Source organism: Microbacterium tumbae, assembly GCF_054780175.1.
Window position 1 is genome coordinate 207,558 of record NZ_BAAGWV010000002.1, and the last position, 21,576, is coordinate 229,133.

General features: G+C 69.6%; 21 protein-coding genes. 16 read left to right on the forward strand and 5 right to left on the reverse strand.

The features are described 5' to 3' along the window. Positions 1-55 precede the first annotated feature (55 nt). On the forward strand, positions 56-670 hold the full coding sequence (locus ACYVGQ_RS08235; protein WP_460784149.1) for an ArsR/SmtB family transcription factor: 615 nt from the start codon (positions 56-58) through the stop codon (positions 668-670). Then, entirely contained in the window at positions 667-885 is a 219-nt protein-coding gene (locus tag ACYVGQ_RS08240) for a hypothetical protein (RefSeq protein ID WP_460784150.1), read from the forward strand. Before ACYVGQ_RS08235 ends, ACYVGQ_RS08240 begins: the two co-directional genes overlap by 4 nt. A 5-nt stretch (positions 886-890) precedes the next feature. On the opposite strand, the gene ACYVGQ_RS08245 is transcribed toward ACYVGQ_RS08240, so the two are convergent. Together ACYVGQ_RS08245 and valS are read right to left on the reverse strand one after the other, a co-directional pair. Then, positions 891-1,106 carry a hypothetical protein gene (locus ACYVGQ_RS08245; protein WP_460784151.1) on the reverse strand — a complete coding sequence of 72 codons (216 nt, stop codon included), beginning with the start codon at positions 1,104-1,106 and terminating at the stop codon, positions 891-893. Further along, positions 1,106-3,679, reverse strand: coding sequence for a valine--tRNA ligase (gene valS / locus ACYVGQ_RS08250; protein WP_460784152.1), 2,574 nt, complete (start codon positions 3,677-3,679; stop codon positions 1,106-1,108). The genes ACYVGQ_RS08245 and valS overlap by 1 nt, the downstream gene beginning before the upstream one ends. Before the next feature lie 167 nt (positions 3,680-3,846). Between valS and ACYVGQ_RS08255 the strand changes: the two genes are divergently transcribed. Genes ACYVGQ_RS08255 through ACYVGQ_RS08270 form a run of 4 tightly spaced genes read left to right on the forward strand, consistent with a single transcriptional unit; the run spans position 3,847 to position 8,717 of the window. After that, positions 3,847-5,466: an ABC transporter substrate-binding protein gene (locus tag ACYVGQ_RS08255; RefSeq protein ID WP_460784153.1), complete on the forward strand. Its 1,620-nt coding sequence runs from the start codon at positions 3,847-3,849 to the stop codon at positions 5,464-5,466. 16 nt (positions 5,467-5,482) lie between these two features. Then, on the forward strand, positions 5,483-6,418 hold the full coding sequence (locus ACYVGQ_RS08260) for an ABC transporter permease (RefSeq protein WP_460784154.1): 936 nt from the start codon (positions 5,483-5,485) through the stop codon (positions 6,416-6,418). Next, entirely contained in the window at positions 6,415-7,227 is an 813-nt protein-coding gene (locus ACYVGQ_RS08265; protein ID WP_460784155.1) for an ABC transporter permease, read from the forward strand. Before ACYVGQ_RS08260 ends, ACYVGQ_RS08265 begins: the two co-directional genes overlap by 4 nt. Next, positions 7,224-8,717: a dipeptide ABC transporter ATP-binding protein gene (locus ACYVGQ_RS08270; RefSeq protein ID WP_460784156.1), complete on the forward strand. Its 1,494-nt coding sequence runs from the start codon at positions 7,224-7,226 to the stop codon at positions 8,715-8,717. Before ACYVGQ_RS08265 ends, ACYVGQ_RS08270 begins: the two co-directional genes overlap by 4 nt. 100 nt (positions 8,718-8,817) lie before the next feature. Here ACYVGQ_RS08270 and ACYVGQ_RS08275 read toward each other — a convergent pair whose 3' ends face one another. Next, positions 8,818-9,468: a pentapeptide repeat-containing protein gene (locus ACYVGQ_RS08275; protein ID WP_460784157.1), complete on the reverse strand. Its 651-nt coding sequence runs from the start codon at positions 9,466-9,468 to the stop codon at positions 8,818-8,820. Between the two features lie 64 nt (positions 9,469-9,532). Here ACYVGQ_RS08275 and ACYVGQ_RS08280 point away from each other — a divergent pair, with 64 nt between their 5' ends. The 7 genes from ACYVGQ_RS08280 to ndk all read left to right on the forward strand — a co-directional run bounded on the left by ACYVGQ_RS08280 (position 9,533) and on the right by ndk (position 16,872). After that, positions 9,533-9,682, forward strand: a complete 150-nt coding sequence (locus tag ACYVGQ_RS08280) for a ribbon-helix-helix domain-containing protein (RefSeq protein ID WP_460784158.1) — start codon at positions 9,533-9,535, stop codon at positions 9,680-9,682. Beyond that, the gene (locus tag ACYVGQ_RS08285) at positions 9,679-10,368 is read left to right on the forward strand and encodes a VOC family protein (RefSeq protein WP_460784159.1); all 690 of its coding nucleotides are present in this window, start codon (positions 9,679-9,681) and stop codon (positions 10,366-10,368) included. Before ACYVGQ_RS08280 ends, ACYVGQ_RS08285 begins: the two co-directional genes overlap by 4 nt. After that, complete coding sequence (locus ACYVGQ_RS08290) at positions 10,368-10,895, forward strand: GNAT family N-acetyltransferase (RefSeq protein ID WP_460784160.1); 528 nt, start codon at positions 10,368-10,370, stop codon at positions 10,893-10,895. Before ACYVGQ_RS08285 ends, ACYVGQ_RS08290 begins: the two co-directional genes overlap by 1 nt. 460 nt (positions 10,896-11,355) lie before the next feature. Further along, positions 11,356-14,676: an isoleucine--tRNA ligase gene (ileS, locus tag ACYVGQ_RS08295; protein ID WP_460784161.1), complete on the forward strand. Its 3,321-nt coding sequence runs from the start codon at positions 11,356-11,358 to the stop codon at positions 14,674-14,676. 33 nt (positions 14,677-14,709) lie between these two features. Continuing rightward, a complete protein-coding gene (locus ACYVGQ_RS08300) occupies positions 14,710-16,062 on the forward strand; it encodes a bifunctional folylpolyglutamate synthase/dihydrofolate synthase (protein ID WP_460784162.1) in 1,353 nt (450 codons plus the stop codon). Next, positions 16,059-16,457 (forward strand): DUF4233 domain-containing protein, encoded by a 399-nt coding sequence (locus ACYVGQ_RS08305; RefSeq protein WP_460784163.1) that lies wholly within the window; start codon positions 16,059-16,061, stop codon positions 16,455-16,457. The genes ACYVGQ_RS08300 and ACYVGQ_RS08305 overlap by 4 nt, the downstream gene beginning before the upstream one ends. A gap of 1 nt (position 16,458) precedes the next feature. Further along, positions 16,459-16,872, forward strand: coding sequence for a nucleoside-diphosphate kinase (gene ndk, locus ACYVGQ_RS08310; protein WP_460784164.1), 414 nt, complete (start codon positions 16,459-16,461; stop codon positions 16,870-16,872). A gap of 267 nt (positions 16,873-17,139) precedes the next feature. Here ndk and ACYVGQ_RS08315 read toward each other — a convergent pair whose 3' ends face one another. Next, the gene (locus ACYVGQ_RS08315; RefSeq protein ID WP_460784165.1) at positions 17,140-17,757 is read right to left on the reverse strand and encodes a vitamin K epoxide reductase family protein; all 618 of its coding nucleotides are present in this window, start codon (positions 17,755-17,757) and stop codon (positions 17,140-17,142) included. Between the two features lie 269 nt (positions 17,758-18,026). Here ACYVGQ_RS08315 and ACYVGQ_RS08320 point away from each other — a divergent pair, with 269 nt between their 5' ends. After that, positions 18,027-20,543, forward strand: coding sequence for an Rne/Rng family ribonuclease (locus ACYVGQ_RS08320; protein ID WP_460784166.1), 2,517 nt, complete (start codon positions 18,027-18,029; stop codon positions 20,541-20,543). On the opposite strand, the gene ACYVGQ_RS08325 is transcribed toward ACYVGQ_RS08320, so the two are convergent. Continuing rightward, on the reverse strand, positions 20,508-20,774 hold the full coding sequence (locus ACYVGQ_RS08325) for a DUF4031 domain-containing protein (protein ID WP_460784167.1): 267 nt from the start codon (positions 20,772-20,774) through the stop codon (positions 20,508-20,510). The genes ACYVGQ_RS08320 and ACYVGQ_RS08325 overlap by 36 nt on opposite strands. A gap of 215 nt (positions 20,775-20,989) precedes the next feature. Between ACYVGQ_RS08325 and rplU the strand changes: the two genes are divergently transcribed. Continuing rightward, entirely contained in the window at positions 20,990-21,298 is a 309-nt protein-coding gene (gene rplU / locus ACYVGQ_RS08330; protein WP_460784168.1) for a 50S ribosomal protein L21, read from the forward strand. A 19-nt stretch (positions 21,299-21,317) separates the two neighbouring features. Then, positions 21,318-21,575 carry a 50S ribosomal protein L27 gene (rpmA, locus tag ACYVGQ_RS08335; RefSeq protein ID WP_452329693.1) on the forward strand — a complete coding sequence of 86 codons (258 nt, stop codon included), beginning with the start codon at positions 21,318-21,320 and terminating at the stop codon, positions 21,573-21,575. Position 21,576: the final 1 nt, after the last annotated feature.

Here is a 21,576-nt window from a genome sequence, read left to right on the forward strand (position 1 = left end):
ATATAGATGCAAAATTAAGCTTGCAAAGCTTAGTTTGCATTGATATCTTTGCATCATGACGGAGAACGAGCAGCGCAGGACACTCGATGCCGGAGCGCTCAAGGCGCTCGCGCATCCGCTCCGTGTCCGCATCTACGACCTGCTCAGCCAGCGCGGGCCGCAGACGTCGAGCACGCTGGCGAAGCTGATCGGCGAGACGTCAGGGGCGACGAGCTACCATCTCAGGGCGCTGGCGTCGCACGATCTCATCCGAGAGGTGCCGGGCCGCGGGACGGCACGGGAGCGGTGGTGGGAGCTCCCCCAGGGGGCCATCAACGTCCCCGGTCCGGATGAGATGTCATCCCCGGCCGCCCGCGCGGCTTCGCAGGTCGTGATGTCGGAGTTCTTCCGCCTGCGCAACGACTCCCTGCTGGAGTACCTGAACCGCTTCTCGGCCGACGAGCCGGAGGAATGGCGCCAGCTCGGTCTCGTCCTCACCTCGCGTCTCGAACTCACTCCCGAGCAGATGGTCGAGGTGCGGGAAGAGCTGAAGGCCGTTCTCGACTCAGCGGTCGAGAAGTACCGGGATCAGCTGGGGTTGCCGGGAACCCGCCGCGTCTCGATGCGGGCCGAGATCTTCGATCTGCCCGATGGTCCCGATCGTCGTCGCGCGCCGAAGGAGGAGTCATGACCGCTGCGACTGTGCACATCGCTGCGCCGACCCTGGTCGAGCGCACGCTGCTGAGCATCGCCGGACGTCTCACCGTGTTCGTGGCCCGTCGGCGTGGACGTCGTGCCGAGCGCCGTGAACTCGCCCTGGATCTGCTTCGCGAGCAGCAGGCGCGCCGGCGGGATCCCCTGGCCGTCGATCACCTGCTCGCACAGCGCGGACTGCCGCGGAAGTAGCGGGTTCAGTCCTCGAAGGGACGGGTGACCACGTCACCGGATGCCGTGGCGAGGACCTCCCATCCCGAGTCCAGTTCGGCGATCGGCCGGCCCTCCAGCCAGGTGAGCGTCCAGTTGCCGCGGTTCCCGGCCGCCTCGACGGAGGCGATGCCCGGCCGCAGCGAGGCGGGGACGGACGCCGGCGGCTCCGACCCGGCCGCCCATCGCGTGCCCAGCTGCATCAGCTCTCCTCCGCAGGAGCGAGCTCGATCTCGGTGACGGCGAGCTCGTCGCCCACCGTCAGGCCGAGCTCGGCGATGCGGCCGACCGCTGCGAGGTCGGCCGCGGCGGCGCTCAGCGCCGCGTAGGCATCGGCCGGGGCGGTGATCGTGGCGCGTGCGACCGGCGTCTTCTGGGATGCCTTGGCCTCCGTCTTGGCCCGTCGGATGCCGATCAGCGCCTCGCTCGCGACTGCGAGCACAGCAGGGTCGCCCTCGACGCCGAGCGGATCGGGCCACGCCGCAGTGTGGATCGAACCCTCCTCGAACCAGCTCCAGGCCTCCTCGGCGGCGAAGGACACCACCGGCGCGAGCAGACGCAGGAGCGTCGACAGGGCCGTGCGCAGCGCGAGGGCTGCCGATGCCTGGCCGACGTCCGCGCGGTCGTAGGCGCGCTCCTTGACGAGCTCGAGATAGTCGTCGCAGAAGGTCCAGAAGAACGACTCGGCGGTCTCCAGCGCCTTGGCGTGGTCGAAGGCGTCGAAGGCCCTGCTCGTCTCGCGGACGACTCCGTCGAGCGTGGTGAGCATCGAGGCGTCCAGAGCGTGCGTGATCTCCGCGTCCTCGGGGACAGGGAACGACAGCACGAACTTCGCCGCGTTCAGGATCTTGATCGCCAGACGCCGACCGATCTTCATCTGCGTCGGGTTCTGCGGATCGAACGCAGCGTCGACGCCGAGGCGGCTGGAGGCGGCCCAGTAGCGGACAGCGTCAGAGCCGTGCTTGTCGAGGATGTCCGCCGGAGTCACGACGTTCCCCTTGGACTTGGACATCTTCTTGCGATCCGGATCGACGATGAAGCCGGAGATCGACGCGTTGGCCCAGGGGGAGCGGCCGTCCTCGAGCGTCGATCGCAGCATGGTCGAGAACAGCCAGGTGCGGATGATGTCCTGCGCCTGCGGGCGCACGTCGAACGGGGCGACCAGGCTCCACAGCTCCTCGTCGCGCTGCCAGCCGCCGGCGAGCTGCGGGGTGAGGGAGGAGGTCGCCCAGGTGTCGAGGATGTCGCTCTCCGCCTCGAAGCCTCCTGCTGCGCCGCGCTGCTCGGCCGTGAAGCCGGCGGGGACGTCGCTGGTCGGATCGATCGGAAGGGACGCCGCGTCGGGGAAGATCACGCGGTCGTCCTCGCGATCCCCGTTCTCGTCCAGCCCGTACCAGACCGGGATCGGCACGCCGAAGAAGCGCTGACGCGAGATCAGCCAGTCGCCGGTCAGGCCGCCGACCCAGTTCTCGTAGCGCACGCGCATGAAGTCCGGGTGCCAGGCGAGCTCACGGCCGTGCGCGATGAGCCGGTCGCGAAGCTCCTCGTCGCGGGCGCCGTTGCGGATGTACCACTGGCGCGTCGAGACGATCTCGAGCGGGCGGTCGCCCTTCTCGAAGAACTTCACCGCGTGAGTGAACGGCGTGGACACCTCGATGAGGTCCCCTGCGGCCTGCAGACGCTCCACGATCTCCTTGCGCGCGCTGAAGACGGTCTTGCCCGCCAGCGCGGCGTAGGCCTCGAGCCCGGCATCCGAGGTGATCGCCTCCGGTGCCTCGGCGATCACACGGCCGTCCTGGCCGAGGATCGTGCGGTTGGGGAGGTCGAGCTCGCGCCACCAGACGATGTCGGTCACGTCGCCGAAGGTGCAGACCATGGCGATGCCTGAACCTTTGTCCTGCTGTGCGAGGTGGTGGGCGAGGACCGGCACCTCGACGTCGAAGACCGGAGTGCGCACCGTGGAGCCGAAGAACGGCTGGTAGCGCGCGTCGTCCGGATGCGCCACGAGGGCGACGCAGGCGGCCAGCAGCTCGGGGCGGGTCGTCTCGATGTGGATGTCGCCGGAGCCGTCCGTCCGGTGGAACGCGAGGCGGTGATACGCGGCCTGCTGCTCGCGGTCCTCGAGCTCCGCCTGTGCGATGGCGGAGCGGAAGTCCACGTCCCAGAGCGTCGGCGCGAGCGCCTGATACGCCTCACCGCGCTCGACGTTGCGCAGGAAGGCGAGCTGGCTCTGGCGGATCGTGTCGTCGGAGATCGTGCGGTAGGTCTGGGTCCAGTCCACGCTGAGGCCGAGCTGGCGGAAGACGTCCTCGAACTGCTTCTCGTCCTCGACGGTGAGCTTCTCGCACAGCTCGATGAAGTTGCGGCGGCTCACCGGGATCTGATCGGCGGCCTTGAGGCTCTTCGCATCGCCCTGGTACGGCGGCACGAAGGCGGCGTCGTAGGGGAGAGAGGGATCGCAGCGCACGCCGTAGTAGTTCTGCACCCGGCGCTCGGTGGGCAGGCCGTTGTCGTCCCAGCCGATCGGGTAGAACACGTTCTTGCCGCGCATGCGCTCGTAGCGGGCCTTCACATCGGTGTGCGTGTACGAGAACACGTGGCCGATGTGCAGCGAGCCCGATGCCGTGGGGGGCGGGGTGTCGATCGAGTACACGCCCGCGCGACCGAGCTCGGCGGCGCGGAGGCGATCGAACAGATAGGTCCCCTGTTCCGCCCAGACGCCGTCCCACTTCGCTTCGAGACCTTCGAGTGCGGGCTTGTCGGGAATCACGGGCATCGGGGTCTCCTCGAGCGATGTATGCGGCACGGTGTCTGCGTGCCTGAGTGTGGGTGGTGCTGACAGTCTAGCGACTTCGCGCAGCCGTCGATCCTGCCGTAAATCGACCCCGTCCAAGAATCCGCACTAGACTCGTTCCATCCCTTCCGATCCTCCCGAGGTCCCGCATGTCCACTGCGCTTTCGCGTCGTCTCCTGCCCATCACGGCTCTCGCCGCCGTCGCCGCACTCGCCCTGAGCGGGTGCACCACCACCGTGAACGACCCGCCCGCGGCGGGTGACGGCGAGGTCGTCTGGGCCATCGAGGGGGCGAATCTGTCCGCCGGGCACATGGACCCCCAGACCAGCCAGCTGGACGTCTCAGCCATGGTGCAGCGCGTCGTGCTCGACTCCCTCGTCTTCCAGGAGGCCGACGGCACGTTCTCGCCCTGGCTCGCCACGGACTGGACGGTCTCCGACGACGCGACCAGCTACACCTTCACCCTCCGCGACGATGTCGCCTTCACCGACGGCGAGCCCTTCGACGCGGAGGCGGTCAAGGCGAACTTCGATCGCATCGCCGACCCGGAGACGGCCTCGGCGCAGGCGGCCAGCATGCTCGGCGGCGAATGGTACGCGGGGACCGAAGTGCTCGGCGACTACGAGGTCCGGGTGAACTTCACCCAGCCCTACGCTCCGTTCCTCCAGGCGGCGAGCACGGCACTTCTCGGCTTCTACTCGCCGGCCGTGCTGTCCGGCTCCGCCGACCAGCTGAAGGCGGGAGGTCCGGGAATCAACGTCGGCACCGGTCCTTTCGAGCTGACCGAGTACACGCCGGACCAGGAGATCGTCTACACGCGCAACGAGGACTACGCCTGGGGCCCGGACGGTGCGGGCGCCGCGCAGTTCGAGACCCTGCGGGTGGAGATCCTGCCCGAAGCATCCGTGCGTGCCGGCGTCGTCGAGAGCGGCGAGGCCGACCTCGCGAGCAACATCCCGCCGAACCTCGCGTCCGAACTGCCCGACTCCCTGACCGTCGACGCGAACGAGTACCCCGGCCTGCCCTATTCGCTGTACCTGAACGAGAAGTACGGCGTGTTCGCCGACGAGCGGGTGCGTCAGGCCTTCGCGCGCGGAATCGACATCGACGCCGCCGTCGAGGAGATCTTCTACGGCCAGTTCCCGCGGGCGTGGAGCGTCCTCGGATCCACGACGCCCGGCTACGACGCATCGCTCGAGGGCAGCTGGCCCTTCGATCAGGGCGAGGCCAACCGTCTGCTCGACGAGGCAGGGTGGACCGATCGGGACAGCGACGGCATCCGGATGAAGGACGGCGAACGCCTCTCGGTGCGCTGGATCGCCTGGACGCCCGTCTCGGACGACAACGCCGCGCTGGCGAATGCCGTGCAGTCGGATCTCAAGGAGATCGGCCTCGAGGTCGTCCGCGAGGTGCTCGAGCCCGGTGCGTACAACGAGCAGTACGGTCCGAAGACGTTCGACCTCACCGACTGGGGCTTCTCGGGCGTCGACCCCGATCTGCTGCGCAGCCACCTGCACACGGACGGCTTCCAGAACGCCTCGCAGGTCTCCGACCCGGAGATCGACGAGCTCCTGGAGCAGGGCGTCGCGACCACAGACCAGGATGCGCGCAACGACATCTACACCCAGCTGCAGCAGTGGAACGCGGAGCACGTGGCCATCGTGCCGCTCTACAGCCCCTCGCTGATCACGGCACGGAACGAGAACGTGCAGGGTCTCGCCTACGATCTCTACGGACGGCCGTTGTTCTCCGGCGTGACCGTCGGCTGAGCTCGAGGAGGTCCCGGTGAACGTCGTCGCACGCGTCGCCGGCCTGCTGGCATCGGCCCTTCTCGTGCTCTGGGGCGCTGCGACGCTGGCCTTCCTCGCCTTCCGCGTGATCCCCGGCGATCCGGTGTCGGTGATGCTCGGGCCCCAGGCGCAGGTCAGCGAGGGCGTGAAGGACGGCATCCGCGCGGAGCTCGGACTCGACCGACCGCCCTTCGAGCAGTACCTGTCGTACCTCGGCGGGCTGCTGCGCGGCGACCTCGGCGAGTCGTACCAGCTGCGGATGCCGGTGACCGAGGTGATCGGCAGGCAGCTCGGGGCGACGCTGCAGCTGTCCGCTGCCGCTCTCGTCCTCGCCGTGCTGATCGCCCTCGCCGTCGCGCTCCTCGCCAGGGGCAGGGTCTCGCGCGCGATCGCGACCGGCGTGGAGCTGGTCGTGCTGTCATCGCCGGTGTTCTGGATCGGCCTGATCCTGCTGAGCGTTTTCGCGTTCGGGCTGGGGTGGTTCCCCGTGACGGGGACGCGGAATCCCGCGACGATCGTGCTTCCCGCCGTCACGCTCGCTCTGCCGGTGGCGGCGCTCCTCGGTCAGGTGCTGCGCGACGGCATCGACCAGGCGGAGCGCCAGCCGTTCGCGGAGACCGTGCGGGCCAGGGGCGCCGGACCCGTGCGGCTCACGCTGCGGCACAGCATCCGGCACTCGGCCGCTGGAGCTCTGACGCTCGCCGCCTACCTCACCGGCTCCGTGCTGGGCGGGGCGGTGCTCGTGGAGACCGTCTTCGCACGTCCGGGGCTGGGCCGCGTGACCCTCGCGGCCATCACCGATCGCGACCTCCCCGTGATCACCGGCATCATCCTGCTGAGCGCCCTCGTGTTCGTGGTCGTGAGCATCGCGACCGAGCTCGTGCATCCGCTGCTCGATCCCCGGCTCCGCCGTCGCGGAGGAGCACGATGACGCTCGCTCGCCGCATCGTCCTCGCCGTCGCACTCGGCGTGCTCGCGCTGATCGCCGTCGCCGCGGTCGCGCCGGGGATGCTCGCGCATCAGGACCCGCTCCAGGCCGATGTCAGGGCGATGCTGCTGCCGCCGAGCGCGGAGCACCCCTTCGGCACGGATCAGAGCGGCAGGGACGTGTACGCCAGGGTCGTGCACGCCGCCGGCCGTTCCGTGGGCATCGGCCTGCTCGCGACCGCCGTCGCGGTCGTCGTCGGGCTCGCGGTCGGTGCGCTGTCGGGCATCGCACCGCGAATCGTGGACGCCGTGCTGATGCGCGTCAACGACGTGCTGATGGCCTTCCCCGAGTTCCTCGTCGCTCTCGTCGTCGTCGCGATCCTCGGACCGGGGCCGGTGAATGTGGCGATCGCGGTGACGCTCGCCGCGATCCCGGTGTACGTCCGCCTGGCGCGGGTGCAGACCAGAAGCCTTCGACTGGCCGAGCATGTCGAGGCCGCACGGATCCTCGGCGTCGGCCGTGCTCGGTCGTTCTGGCGGCACGTCGTGCCAGGAGTGTTCGGATCGCTCAGCGTGCTCGCGACGATCGGGATCGGATCCAGCATCCTCGCCGCTGCCGGCCTCAGCTTCCTCGGCCTCGGTCCGATCGAGCCGGCGCCCGAGTGGGGGCTCATGCTCTCCGCCGGCCGGAACGTGCTCGGTCAGGCGTGGTGGGTCTCAGTCTTCCCTGGGCTTGCGATCACGCTCACCGTCGTCGCCGCGACGGTCGTCGGACGCGTGCTGCGCGCGCGGGCGGAGGGGCGGACGACATGACCGCTGTGGACGTGCAGGAGCTCCGGGTGCGGTTCGGGGGACATGTCGCCGTCGACGGCGTCTCGTTCTCGGTCGAGCCGGGGGAGTGCCTGGCGATCGTCGGCGAGTCGGGCGCGGGGAAGTCCCTGACGGCCAGGGCGCTGCTCGGGCTCACCCCGGCGGACGCGGAGGTGACGGCGGAGCGGCTGGACATCGACGGAACCGATGCCACCGCGCTGCAGGAGCGGGGATGGCGAGGACTGCGCGGAGATCGGATCGCACTCGTCTCGCAGGACGCGCTCGTCTCGCTCGATCCGCTGCAGCGGATAGGATCCGAGATCGCGGAGCCGCTGCGACTGCATCGGCCTGCGCTGCGCGGGGCCCTCCGGCGCGAGCGCGTGCAGGAGCTGCTTCGAAGGGTATGGATGCCGGAGCCGGAGCGGCGCGCGCGCCAGCATCCGCATGAGCTCTCCGGAGGACTCCGCCAGCGGGCGCTCATCGCCTCGGCTCTGGCGGCGGATCCGATGATCCTCGTCGCCGACGAGCCCACGACGGCTCTCGACGCCACCGTCCAGGCGAGGGTGCTGGATCTGCTGCGGGCGATCGCGGACGCCGGAACGGCGGTCGTCTTCATCAGTCACGACTTCGCCGCGGTCCGCCGGGTCGCGGATCGGATCCTCGTGATGCGGGACGGGCGGGTGATCGAGGCGGGCGAGGCGGCCCAGGTGCTCGACGCGCCGCGTGAGGAGTACACCAGGGAACTGATCGCGGCGTCGTCGCACGAGCCGCGCGACGTCGTCCTCGGCGCGTCGGAGGAGATGCTCGCCGTGTCCGGGGTCTCGAAGGCGTTCGGCGGCGTTCCGGCCGTCGTGGACGCCTCGTTCACGCTGGCGCGCGGGCGCACGATCGGGGTCGTGGGGGAGTCCGGCTCGGGGAAGACGACGCTGGCGCGCATCCTGCTGGGAGTGGAACGCCCGGATGCCGGGCGCGTGCGCTGGCAGGGCGAGCATCGCGTGCAGTTCGTGCATCAGAACCCGCTCGGCGCCTTCGACCCGCGCTGGAGCGTCGCACGATCGCTGCGGGAGGCGCTGCAGGCGGCGGGGGTTCCGCGCGGTGACCGCGGATCCGCCGTGTCCGCACTGCTCGCCGAGGTCGATCTCGATCCCGAGCTCGCGATGCGGCGCCCGGCCGCGCTGTCGGGCGGCCAGCGTCAGCGCGCGGCGATCGCGCGGGCGCTGGCGGCGGACCCGGACGTGCTGGTGCTCGACGAGCCCGTATCGGCGTTGGATCCCTCCGTCCGGGAACGGGTGCTGCAGCTGCTGTTGCGTCTGCAGCGCGAACGCGGCCTGACGATGGTGTTCGTCTCGCACGACCTGGACGTGGTGGCTGCGGTGGCCGATGAGGTCCTGGTGATGCAGTTCGGCGCGATCGTCGAGCAGGGGACGATCGCCGATGTGTTCGCCGCGCCGCAGCATCCGTTCACGCGGGAGCTCCTGGAGGCCGGGCGCTGAGGCGTCCGTCCCCGCTCGCTCCTCGGCGCGTCGCCCCTTCGTCCGTTGAGTGAGCGGAGCGAGTCGAAGCGGAGTTTCCGGCGGCCCTTCCGCAGTGTCGTCAGTCCTTCACCAGGATGCCGACCCCGGCGGCCAGCGTCGCGGCGAGCTGCTGCACCTGGAGGGTCGTGAGGGTCGTGCCGCGCAGGCCGTTCGCATCGAGAAAGGCCGCGGCATCCAGCCCGCGAAGGTCTACGTCGGTGGAACGCAGGCCCCGCGGATCGACCTCATCGCTGCGACACGCGTCGAAACGGACCCGCCTCAGCTCGGCCTGCGGCATGTCCAGCGTGCGGACGACGCTGTCGGCGAAGATCATGTCGGAGGCTCTCGCCCCGCCGAGGTTCAGGTAGTCGATGCGGAGATCCCGCAGCTCCAGCTCGTCGATCCGCGCCCCGCTGAGATCGAGCGTGCCGATGCGGCCGCCGCTGATCCGCAGGCGCCGGATGCCGGCATCGCGCAGACCGAGAGACGCGATCCGGACGTCTGTCGCGTCGACGTCGAGCAGGGTGGCGCCGAGGAGGTCGACGCGACCGGCCTCCGCGGCGACCGTGCACTGTTCGAGCGTCGCGTGGGAGAGGTCGACGTCTCCGGCGAGATCGAGATGCGCTGCGATCAGGTCCGCGCCGCGTGAGGGCGCGGCGGGGGCCAGAACGGGCGGCAGGTCGGGGGCGGTGACGCGGGGGGCGGCGGGGGAGTCTGAGGCGCGGGCCATGCTCCGAGCGTAGGGCGGAGCACGGACGCTTGCCGACTGATGGCTACTGTTATAGATTGCTAGTATGCAAGCATCCGAATCGAAGGTGCAGTTCAACGTCTATCTGCCGCCGGATCTCGTGCGCGGCGTGAAGCACCGCGCGATCGACGAGGCCACCAGCCTGTCGGCGCTCGTGGAGAAGGCGCTGCGCGCATATCTCGAGGGGGAATCATGACCGTCATCCAGCAGATCGTCTACACCGAGCATCCGCAGCGCTGGTGGCGCCTTGCCGAGGCGCTGGGCTTCATCGCGCCGTATCCGCCGGCCCCGGAGTGGGGGGAGTTCCACGGCGACGGCGTGCTCGCAGTGCATCGCGCCTTTGACGACCGCGCGGCCGGCGCATCCGACATCCACGTCCTCGTCGACGATCTGGACGCCGCAGCCGTAGCCCTCGCGGCATTCGACGCGACGCGAAGCGAGATGGCGGGGGTGGGCGAGCTCCTCACCGTGCGTGCGGCATCCGGCATCGGCGTGACGGTGTCGGCGGGTTCGGGCGGGACGAGCGGGTCGATCTCGGTGCAGCCGATCTGGTTCCAGCCCGGTCTCGGCGAGTCGCGTGCGATCCTCGAGGCGCTGGGGCTGCGCGCCGGGATCGTCGCCGATCGCGGCGGATGGGCCGAGCTCCACGCCGACGGCGGATCGATCGGGCTGCATGAGGGCGAGTCCCGGATCGGTCTCGGCTTCGAGACGCGCGACGATGTGGACGTGTTGTCCGCGCGGCTGCGGGATGCCGGCTTCGAAGCCTCCGTCGTGGACGAGGCGTACGCCAGGACCGTGCGGATCGCCGACCCCGACGGCGCCGCCGAGATCTGGGTCAACGGCGTGCAGGACGACCTGCACGGCTACCACCGCGTCGGCTGATGGTATTCGAACGAGACCTCGGCGATGGCCTCTCCCTGGCGCTGCGCACCCCTGACGTCGGGCGCGGCCTGCGCCCGGTCATCGCGGCCAACATCGATCGACTGCGTCGGTGGGAGCCGTGGGCGCATGACTTCGATGCCGACGAGGCTCACGACGACGACGACCGGGAGCAGCTCCGGCGCTTCGTCGCCGGCACCGCGATCCCGACCGTCGTGAACAGGGACGGGCATCCGATCGGAGCGGTGTCTGCGCAGATGGATCGCTACCTGGGCACCGCGGAGCTCAGATACTGGATCGATACGGCCTCGGAGGGGAAGGGCGTCGTGCGCCGAGCCTGCCGGGCGCTGATCGACGACCTGTTCGCCGACGGAGTGGCGCGGATCGAGATCAGGACCTCCGCGCACAACGCACGGAGCATCCGCCTCGCCGAGCGGCTCGGCTTCGAGCGCGAGGGGACGCTCCGCAGCGCCCTTCCCGTGGGCGGGATGCGCCACGACGTCGCGCTGTTCGCGAGGCTCGCGACCTGAGTCGCCCCTGCTGCGCACCCGTCGCGGACACGCGGTGCTGTGCACCAGCCGTGGATGCTGCGCTGTGCACCAGCCGTGGATGCTGCGCTGTGCACCGGCTGCGGAGAGACGCACGCCATCTTGGAGGGATATCTCGCGAGCGCGTCCGAGGAAGCTGCGCACCTCCGCCCGAAGCGCACACGGGCCCGTGCGCGACGGGCAGGGGAGCGCGGAGGAGGCGAGAGGGATGCCGTGAGGCGCGTACAATGGACGGACCAGCATCGATCCGGCCATCACCGGGGAGCTCTCGGAAGAACGCCTCGGCCGGCGGAACGCAGGCGGAGGTCACTAGAACCGAGCGGGGCAGGCCCGTCATCGCCGCAGTGAGAGCGGCCCCGTCGTGAGGCGGAGCACGCGGGGTGGTACCGCGGTCCTCGGATCGTCCTCGCAGCAGCATCCGCCACGAACACTGCGAGACACGATGACCTATCCCCGTCCTTCTGCCTTCGGCCCCGCCGCCGACGAGGCGAGCACCGTCCCGCCGAGCCCCCGCTTCCCGCAGATCGAGGAGGATGTCCTCGCGTTCTGGAAGGCGGACGACACCTTCCGCGCCTCGATCGCGCAGCGCGAGGGCGCGGAGGAGTGGGTGTTCTACGACGGCCCGCCGTTCGCCAACGGCCTTCCGCACTACGGCCACCTCCTCACCGGCTACGCGAAGGATCTCTTCCCGCGCTTCCAGACGATGCTCGGCAAGAAGGTGGACCGGGTCTTCGGATGGGACACGCACGGCCTGCCCGCCGAACTGGAGGCGATGAAGCAGCTCGGGATCACCGAGAAGAGCGAGATCGAGGACATGGGCATCGGCGTCTTCAACGGCAAGGCGCGCGATTCGGTGCTGACCTACACGCGCGAATGGGAGGACTATGTCACCCGTCAGGCGCGCTGGGTCGATTTCGAGCGCGGCTACAAGACGCTCGACCTCGGCTACATGGAGAGCGTCCTGTGGGCCTTCAAGACCCTGTACGACAAGGGGCTCGCCTATGAGGGCTACCGCGTGCTGCCGTACTGCTGGCGGGATGAGACCCCGCTGAGCGCGCACGAGCTGCGCATGGACGACGACGTCTACCAGGACCGCCAGGACCCCTCGGTGACGGTCTCGTTCCCGCTGACCGGGGCGGACGCCGCCGCCGGCGGCCTCGAGGGCGTCAAGGTCATCGCCTGGACGACGACGCCGTGGACGCTGCCGACGAACATGGCGCTCGCGGTCGGGCCGGACATCGTCTACGCCGTCGTCCCCGCCGGCCCGAACGGCGCGGCAGCGGGCGATGGCCGCTATCTGATCGCCCAGGACCTCCTCGGCGGCTATGCGAGGGATCTCGGCTACGAGGATGCCGCTGCGGCGTCCGCCTCCGTCGAGCGCACCGTCACGGGCACGGAGCTCGGGGGGCTGTCCTACGCGCCGCTGTTCGACTACTACACGGACACGGCGACCTGGGGGACCGAGAACGCCTGGCGCGTCCTCATGGACGACTACGTCTCGACCTCCGACGGCACGGGCGTGGTCCACCAGGCGCCGGCCTACGGCGAGGACGACCAGCGCGTCGCCACCGTGGCGGGCATCCCGACGATCCTGTCCCTGGACGACGGCGGGCGCTTCCTCCCCAACGTCGCGGACGTCGCCGGCGAGCTGTGGATGGATGCGAACACGCCGATCATCCGCCTGCTGCGCGCCCGGGGACGCCTGCTCCGCGAGCAGAGCTACGTGCACTCCTACCCGCACTGCTGGCGGTGCCGGAACCCCCTGATCTACAAGGCGGTGTCGAGCTGGTTCATCCGGGTCACGGACATCAAGGACGACATGCTCGCGAACAACGAGCAGATCACCTGGGTGCCGGAGAACGTGAAGCACGGTCAGTTCGGCAAGTGGCTCGAGGGCGCGCGCGACTGGTCGATCAGCCGCAACCGCTACTGGGGATCGCCGATCCCGATCTGGAAGAGCGACGACCCTGAGCACCCGCGCGTCGACGCCTACGGCTCCTTGGAAGAGCTGGAGCGCGACTTCGGCGCCCTGCCGCGCAACGAGAAGGGCGAGGTGGACCTGCACCGGCCGTACATCGACGACCTCACCCGCCCGAATCCCGACGATCCGACCGGCAAGAGCACGATGCGCCGCATCGAGGACGTCTTCGACGTCTGGTTCGACTCCGGATCGATGCCCTATGCGCAGGTGCACTATCCGTTCGAGAACCAGGAGTGGTTCGACACGCACGCGCCCGCGGACTTCATCGTGGAGTACATCGGTCAGACCCGCGGCTGGTTCTACGTCATGCACGTGCTCTCGACGGCGCTGTTCGACCGGCCCGCGTTCACGGGGGTCAGCTGCCATGGCATCGTGCTCGGCAGCGACGGGCTGAAGATGTCGAAGTCGCTGCGCAACTACCCCGACGTCTCCGAGGTGCTCGATCGCGACGGATCGGACGCGATGCGCTGGTTCCTCATGTCGAGCTCGGTGCTGCGCGGCGGAAACCTCTCCGTCACGGAGGAGGGCATCCGGGCCGGCGTGCGCGAGTTCCTGCTGCCGCTGTGGAACTCCTGGTACTTCTTCGCGACCTACGCCAACGCCGCGAAGGACGGCGGCTACGAGGCCGTGTGGCGCACCGACTCCACGGACGTGCTCGACCGCTACATCCTGGCGCGTCTGGGCGATCTCGTCCGCGAGGTGCGCGCGGACCTCGAGGGACTCGACTCCACCACGGCCGCCGCGCGTCTGCGGGACTTCGCGGAGACGCTGACGAACTGGTACATCCGCCGCTCGCGTGACCGGTTCTGGGAGGGAGGCAGCGCCGACGCGTTCGACACGCTCTACACGGTGCTCGAGACGCTGAGCCGCGTCGCGGCCCCCCTCGTCCCGCTGATCAGCGAGCGCGTCTGGCAGGGCCTCACCGGAGGACGCAGCGTCCATCTGCAGGACTGGCCGGACCCCGCCGCCTTCCCGGCGGCGGACGAGATCCGCGATGCGATGGATGCCGTCCGCGAGCTGTCCGGGGTCGGCAACGCCCTGCGCAAGAAGGAGAGGCTGCGCGTGCGGCTGCCGCTGGCCCGTCTGACCGTCGTCTCGCCGTTGGCGGAGTCGCTCGGCCGTTTCGAGGACATCCTGCGCGAGGAGCTCAACGTCAAGTCCGTCGAGCTCGTTCCGCTCGAGGAGACAACGGCCGTCGAGTACGGGATCAGCCACCGCCTGAGCGTGAACGCCCGCGCCGCGGGTCCTCGTCTGGGCAAGCAGGTGCAGCAGGTCATCCAGGCGGCGAAGGCCGGGGACTGGTCGGAGACCGACGGCGTCGTGACGGCCGGAGGCATCGCCCTGGAGCCGGCCGAGTACGAGCTCGTCCTGGAGACGACCGGTCGCCCGGCGGGAGAGGCGCTGGCCATCGTGCCGACCGGCGGCTTCATGCTGCTCGACACCGCGACGACGCCGGAGCTCGAGGCCGAGGGCCTCGCGCGGGATGTCATCCGCGCCGTGCAGGAGACGAGGAAGAACGCCGGTTTCGACGTCAGCGACCGCATCCAGCTGATCCTGACCTTCCAGGACGAGCGGGACGCCGCGGCGGTGGCATCCGCATTCGCGACCGCGGACGTGGCGGGGGAGACCCTCGCCGTCGACCACGCGGTGCGGTCGGCCACCGCGGTGCTCGTCGAGGCCGGCGAGCACGCTCTCCCACCGGAGTTCGAGGCGGACGTCTCCGCGGGGACCTATGCCAATCGCGGCGTCTTCACGATCGACGTCGCGCGGATCGGGGCCTGACATGCCTGAGTCGAGTGAGCGGAGCGAGTCGAAATGAGCGACCGCAGCCGGGCGGATGCCGTCTACGATGCCCTGCTCGCACGGGCGGGGGAGCGCTGGGTGCAGCCTCGCAAGGAGCGCACCGCGCGCATCCTGACGCTGCTCGACGACCCGCAGCGCACCTATCGGGTCGTGCACATCACCGGCACGAACGGCAAGACGTCCACGGCCAGGATGATCGAGAGCCTGCTGCGTGCGCACGGCCTGCGCACCGGCCTGTTCACCAGTCCGCACCTCGAACGCTTCACCGAGCGCATCATGATCGACGGCGAGCCGATCGACGACGGCACCGTGGCGGACGCCTGGGACGAGATCGAGCCCTTCGTCGGGATCGTGGACGCCGAGCTCGAGGCGGCGGACGACGCGCCGCTGACCTTCTTCGAGCTGCTCACGGTGCTCGCCTTCGTCGCGGCGGCCGACGCGCCGGTCGACGTCCTCGTGCTCGAGGTCGGCATGGGAGGGGAGTGGGACTCCACGAACACCGCCGACGGCGACGTCGCGGTCTTCACGCCGATCGACATCGATCATGCGGACCGTCTCGGCGACACGATCGCCGAGATCGCCGCGGTGAAGGCGGGGATCATCAAGGACGGCGCAGCTGCCGTCTCCGCGCAGCAGCCGGCGGAGGCGGAGGCCGTGCTGCGCCGCGTCGCGGGGGCGAAGGGCGCCGACATCGTCTTCGAGGGGACGGACTTCGGGCTCGCCGAGCAGAAGCTCGCCGTCGGCGGGCAGCTGCTCACCATCCGAGGTCTTGCGGGTCAGTACGTCGAGGAGTACCTGCCGCTGTACGGCGCGCATCAGGGGCACAACGCCGCTCTGGCCGTCGCGGCGGTCGAGTCGCTCATCGGCGGGGGGACGCAGCCGATCGCCGGGGACATCATCACCGAGGGGCTGCAGGGTGCGACCTCGCCAGGCCGCCTGCAGCTGGTCGGCATCGCGCCGACGGTGGTCGTGGACGCCGCGCACAATCCGCACGGCGCCGCCGCGCTGGCGCAGGCGCTGGACGACAGCTTCGACTTCGATGAGTGGGGGCTCGTGCTCGGCATCCTGTCCGACAAAGACGCCGAGGGCATCGTCGCCCGTCTGGCGCCGGCCGCCGCCCATGTGTTCGCGACGGCGCCGGAGTCCGATCGGGCGAGCGACGCGGACGCGATCGCGGATCTCGTCGAGCAGGCCGGCTTCCGGGCGACCGTGCATCCCTCCCTGGCGGATGCCGCTGATGCCGCGCGTGAGTGGGCCGCCTCCTCCGACCGCCGGGCCGTGGTGATCGCCGGCTCCGTCGTGCTGGCCGGCGAGGCGATCGCCCTGGCGGAGGAAGAGGACTGGAAGACGGGGTGGCGCGCATGAGCGGCGCGGCGCCGCGCCCGCAGCGCACTCTCGTCCAGAAGCTCGCCCCGATCGTCCTCGGCTTCGAGGCGATCGTGGTGTTCCTCGCCGGGCTGACGGTCTTCGGCCTCAAGGCGCTGCCCGATGGCATCCCGGACTGGTGGGGCATCGTCGGCGGCAGCGTGGTCGCCGTGGCGTGCATCGCGCTGGCGGGCATGATCACGAGGCCCGGGGCGATCACCGCCGGATGGGTGATCCAGGTCGTGATCGCGCTGTCGGCCTTCCTCGTCCCCGCGATCCTCTTCGTCGTGCTGGTTTTCGGCGGCATGTGGGCGTATGCGACGATCGGAGGGGCGAGAGTGGACGCACGGCGCTCGACCTCGCCCGAAACTGGTTCTCCGACAGAGAGTGAATGACATGGCCACCGAAGAAACCCTCGTCCTCGTCAAGCCGGACGGCGTCGCCCGCGGACTCACCGGTGCGATCCTCGCCCGCATCGAGGCGAAGGGCTACGCGCTCGTCGACATCCGCCTCGTCGACCCCGACCGCGACCTTCTCGCCGCCCACTACGCGGAGCACGAGGGGAAGCCGTTCTACGAGCCGCTCCTCGAGTTCATGCTCTCAGGTCCTTCTGTGGCGATCCGCCTTGCGGGCAACCGTGTGATCGAGGGCTTCCGCTCGCTCGCGGGGACGACCGATCCGACGACCGCAGCGCCGGGGACGATCCGCGGCGACTTCGGACGCGACTGGGGCCTCGCTGTTCAGCAGAACCTCGTGCACGGCTCGGACAGCCCGGAGTCCGCTCGGCGCGAACTCGCCATCTGGTTCTGACGCGGCTCGACGCCTGCCGTTCGTCGAGCGGGCGTGCCCCTTCCCGTTCGTCGAGCGGGCGTCCCCCTTCCCGTTCGTTGAGCGGGCGTGCCCCTTCCCGTTCGTTGAGCGGGCGGAGCGAGTCGAAACGTGCTCCCGGCGGATGGGCGTTTCGACTCCTCGCTGCGCTCGTCGCTCAACGGGCGGGGGAGGGAGCGGGCGTCCCCCTTCCCGTTCGTCGAGCGAGCGGAGCGAGTCGAAACGCAGGCGCAGGCGGCGTGGATGAACTCAGAAGATCATGCCGATGACCTCGCCGATGAGGTCGAGGCCGCGCAGCTGGATGAGCAGGATGACGAGGGCATAGGCGAGGATCGTCGCCAACGGCACCCAGGCCATCGCCTTCTCGCCGAACGAGGTGACCTTCTCGCTCCTGCTGAAGGTGCCGTTGCGGGTGAGATGCACCACGGTCGCGAAGAACGTCGGGATCGTCACGGACCACGTGAGCATGCACCAGGGGCAGAGGACGCCGAGGTTCGGCGCGTACAGGCTCTGACCGATCAGCCAGCACACGAAGCCGAAGGCGAAGAGGACGCCCGCGCCGAAGGTCGCCCAGAACCAGCGCGGGAAGCGGGCGCCGGTGAGCAGGGCGACGCCGACGACCATCGTCGCCATCCAGCCGGTGAGCCCGATGATCGGGTTGGGGAAGCCGAAGACCTCGCCCTGCCAGGAGCCGAGGTTCTTCCCGCACTGGATCATGACGCTGACGTTGCAGTTGAGATCCGCGGCGGGGTTCTCGAGCTGGATGAACTTGTCCAGCGTCAGCTGGAACGCCGCCCACCAGCCGATGACGCTCGCGATGATCAACCAGATTCCATACACGACGTGACGGGGGCGCTGCTCGCTCATAGCGCCAGTATCCCAGCGCTTGCTATGGGCCGGGCGTGAAGCAGCCGGGACAAACGGGAGCCGTGGATGCCGCGATCCTGCGCACATGATGCGATAATGAGCTGTGATGCACCTCGCGGCGCCGCCGCAGAACGCATCGACGAAGACTTCGGGGCGCACGCCCCAGGCGGTCAGAGCACAACAGCCGATCGCACGCCGAGTGAGTTCGCGACACGTGTCGCATGAGATTTCGCGGAGCACACAGTGCCCGTGCAGGGAGTACGCCAGAGATGGCCGATGAGAACAATGTCAACAACGCACCGATCCTCGATGAGAATGCGGAGTCCGCGCTAGACGCGTCCACGCCGTCTTCCGAGGTCACCGTGACCGCGGCGGAGACCGAGGTCCCCTCCGCGGCGGCCGAGGCCGCAGCGCCGGTCGAAGAGAGAGGCGACGCGGAGCTCGAGGAGCCGTCCGCGGAGGCTCCCGCCGATGAGACCGTCGAGGCGCCTTCCGATGCGGTGACCGAGTTCGCGGACGCCTCGGCACCGGAGGTCTCTGAGGCTGTCGACGAACGCGCGGCGGATGTCATCGATCCCGTCGCGGAGAACGCCGAACCCGTCGCAGTCGGGGCGACCGAGGTCGTCGAGTCCAGCACGGAGTCCGCGGACGCCTCGGCATCCGACGCTGCAGACGCGACGGTGCGGCCCGTCGAGCAGGAGCCCATCGCCCCGGCGAAGCCCGAGCCCGTCACCGCCGTGAGCCTCGGGCTGATCCCGGAGGTCTTCGTCTCGCAGGTCTCGACGAAGCTGAGCTTCTACGCCCCGGAGATCGTGCCCCTCCCCTCCCGGCCCGGCCGCGAGCGCGATGCCGATCAGGACGATGCCTCCTCGACGTCCGCGCGCCGTGGACGCCGCCGCCGGGGCGGGAGCGACGAAGGCCAGGACGAGCGTCCCGAGCCGCGTCAGCGCCAGCGGGTGGTCGAGTACATCACCGAGCCGAAGGCGATCAAGGGGTCCACCCGTCTCGAGGCGAAGAAGCAGCGCCGTCGCGACGGGCGGGATGCCGGCCGTCGTCGTCCCGTGGTGACCGAGGCAGAGTTCCTCGCCCGCCGTGAGGCCGTCGACCGCGAGATGGTGGTCCGCTCCAAGAACGGCCGCACCCAGATCGCCGTGCTGGAGGACAGCGTCCTCGTCGAGCACTACGTCGCGCGCAGCCAGGATGCGTCGCTCATCGGCAATGTGTACCTCGGGCGCGTGCAGAACGTGCTCCCCAGCATGGAGGCCGCCTTCGTCGACATCGGCCGCGGTCGCAACGCCGTGCTGTACTCGGGCGAGGTCGACTGGGACGGCGTCGAGACGGGGAACCAGCCCCGGCGGATCGAGCTGGCGCTCAAGCCGGGCGACCGCGTGCTCGTGCAGGTGACCAAGGACCCGGTCGGTCACAAGGGCGCTCGCCTGACGAGCCAGATCTCGCTTCCGGGTCGTTATCTCGTCTACGTGCCGAACGGTTCGATGAACGGCATCTCCCGCAAGCTCCCCGACAACGAGCGCACACGCCTGAAGCGCATCCTCAAGGAGGTGCTCCCCGAGTCGAGCGGCGTCATCGTCCGAACGGCTGCGGAGGGCGCGACGGAGGATCAGCTGACCCGCGACGTGCAGCGTCTCACCAACCAGTGGGAGCACATCCGGAAGCAGGTCGAGAGCCAGCAGGCTCCCGCCCTGCTGCACGCCGAGCCGGATCTGCTCGTCAAGATCGTCCGCGACGTCTTCAACGAGGACTTCACCAAGATGCTCATCCAGGGAGAGGACGCGCAGCATACGATCCGCGCCTATCTGGAGAGCGTCGCGCCCGACCTGCTCGAGCGCGTCGAGGCCTACGAGGAGGATGCCGACCCCTTCGACGCCTTCCGCGTCACGGAGCAGATCGAGAAGGCGCTGGACCGGAAGGTGTGGCTGCCCTCCGGCGGATCCCTCGTCATCGACCGCACCGAGGCGATGACCGTCGTCGATGTCAACACCGGCAAGTTCGTCGGCTCGGGCGGGAACCTCGAGGAGACCGTCACCAAGAACAACCTCGAGGCGGCCGAGGAGATCGTCCGGCAGCTGCGCCTGCGCGACATCGGCGGCATCATCGTCGTGGACTTCATCGACATGGTCCTGGAGTCCAACCGCGACCTCGTGCTCCGCCGTCTCGTGGAATGCCTCAGCCGGGACCGCACCAAGCACCAGGTCGCGGAGGTCACCTCGCTCGGCCTCGTGCAGATGACCAGGAAGAAGCTCGGCCTCGGACTGCTGGAGACCTTCAGCGAGCCGTGCGAGGTCTGCGCGGGACGCGGCGTCATCGTGCACCACGACCCCGTCGTGAAGCACCGTGCGGCCGCCGGCCCGCAGAACGGCCGCCGTCAGCGCGGAGGGAACGGCAGCGGGACGCAGAACAGCGCGCCCGCCTCGATCCCCGCCGGTGTCACGCACAGCATCCCCGAGGGGGCGAAGTCGGCGCTCGCTCAGATCGCCGCGTCCACGCGTCCGGCGATCGCGGATGCGGCCGTCGACGCGGCCGAGCCGGTCGGTGCGCCCGAACGCTCGAAGAAGCCGCGCAAGAAGCGGATCCCGGAGCGCGCCAAGGCGCCGCGCAGCGAGGCGGAGCAGCTGCTCGACTCCGTGCTGGACGCTCTTCCCGAGCCGAAGGCCCCCGGGCAGGGGCGCAACCGCCGCCGGGTGACGACGGCGGCCCTCACGGGCACTCCTGTCGCCGTGAACGGCGAGGGCTCAGCGTCTGTCGCGGGCGGGGACGCGCAGGCCTGAGGCGATCAGCCGGCGGGTGAGCTCCTTGCCGCCGACCGCCTCCGCGCCGCCGGCGAGGAGGCGGGGGACGGCGTCCTCGGGGACGTCGTAGTGGTCCAGGTCGAAGGCGCGTTCCGGGATGCCATGCCTTCGCGCGAAGGCGTGGAGCTCGTCGATGCTGGCGTCGCTGACCAGGTGCGCCCAGACCCTTCCGTGCGCGGGCCAGACGGGGTCATCGACGAGGACGGTCATGACGCCAGCCTATTTCCCGCGACACGGCATCGGACGCTTTTGCCGTATCGCTCCCGATCCGGTAAAGTTGTCCTTTGGTGCGTGAGTCGGATCGTCCCCACGGTGCGATCCGCCAGGGCCTCGTGCTCGCACCCGTGAGACCTGCGGCGATCGCAGGCACAGTCTTCCCGTGAGATTTTCGGAGCCGAAGTGCTCCCCGATGAAACAGGTATGAAGTGGTTTACGCAGTAGTGCGCGCCGGTGGACGGCAGGAGAAGGTCGAGGTCGGCACGATCGTTCAGCTCGACCGTGTTCAGGCTGCTCAGGGCGAGAAGATCGAGCTGCCCGCCGTGCTGCTCGTCGACGGCGCCACGGTGACCACCGACGCCGACAAGCTGGCCAAGGTCACCGTGACCGCAGAGGTTCTCGGCAACCTCCGCGGCCCGAAGATCGTCATCCAGAAGTTCAAGAACAAGACCGGCTACAAGAAGCGCCAGGGCCACCGCCAGGAGCTCACGCGCGTCAAGATCACCGGCATCAAGTAAGCACGGAAGAGGCAAGGACATGGCACATAAGAAGGGCGCAAGCTCCACCCGCAATGGTCGTGACTCCAACGCCCAGCGACTGGGTGTGAAGCGTTTCGGCGGCCAGCAGGTCAACGCCGGCGAGATCATCGTCCGTCAGCGCGGCACCCACTTCCACCCCGGCGTGAACGTCGGCCGCGGTGGAGACGACACGCTGTTCGCCCTTGCGGCCGGTGCGGTCGAGTTCGGCGCCAAGGGCGGCCGCAAGGTCGTCAACATCGTCGCGGCTGCCGAGTAAT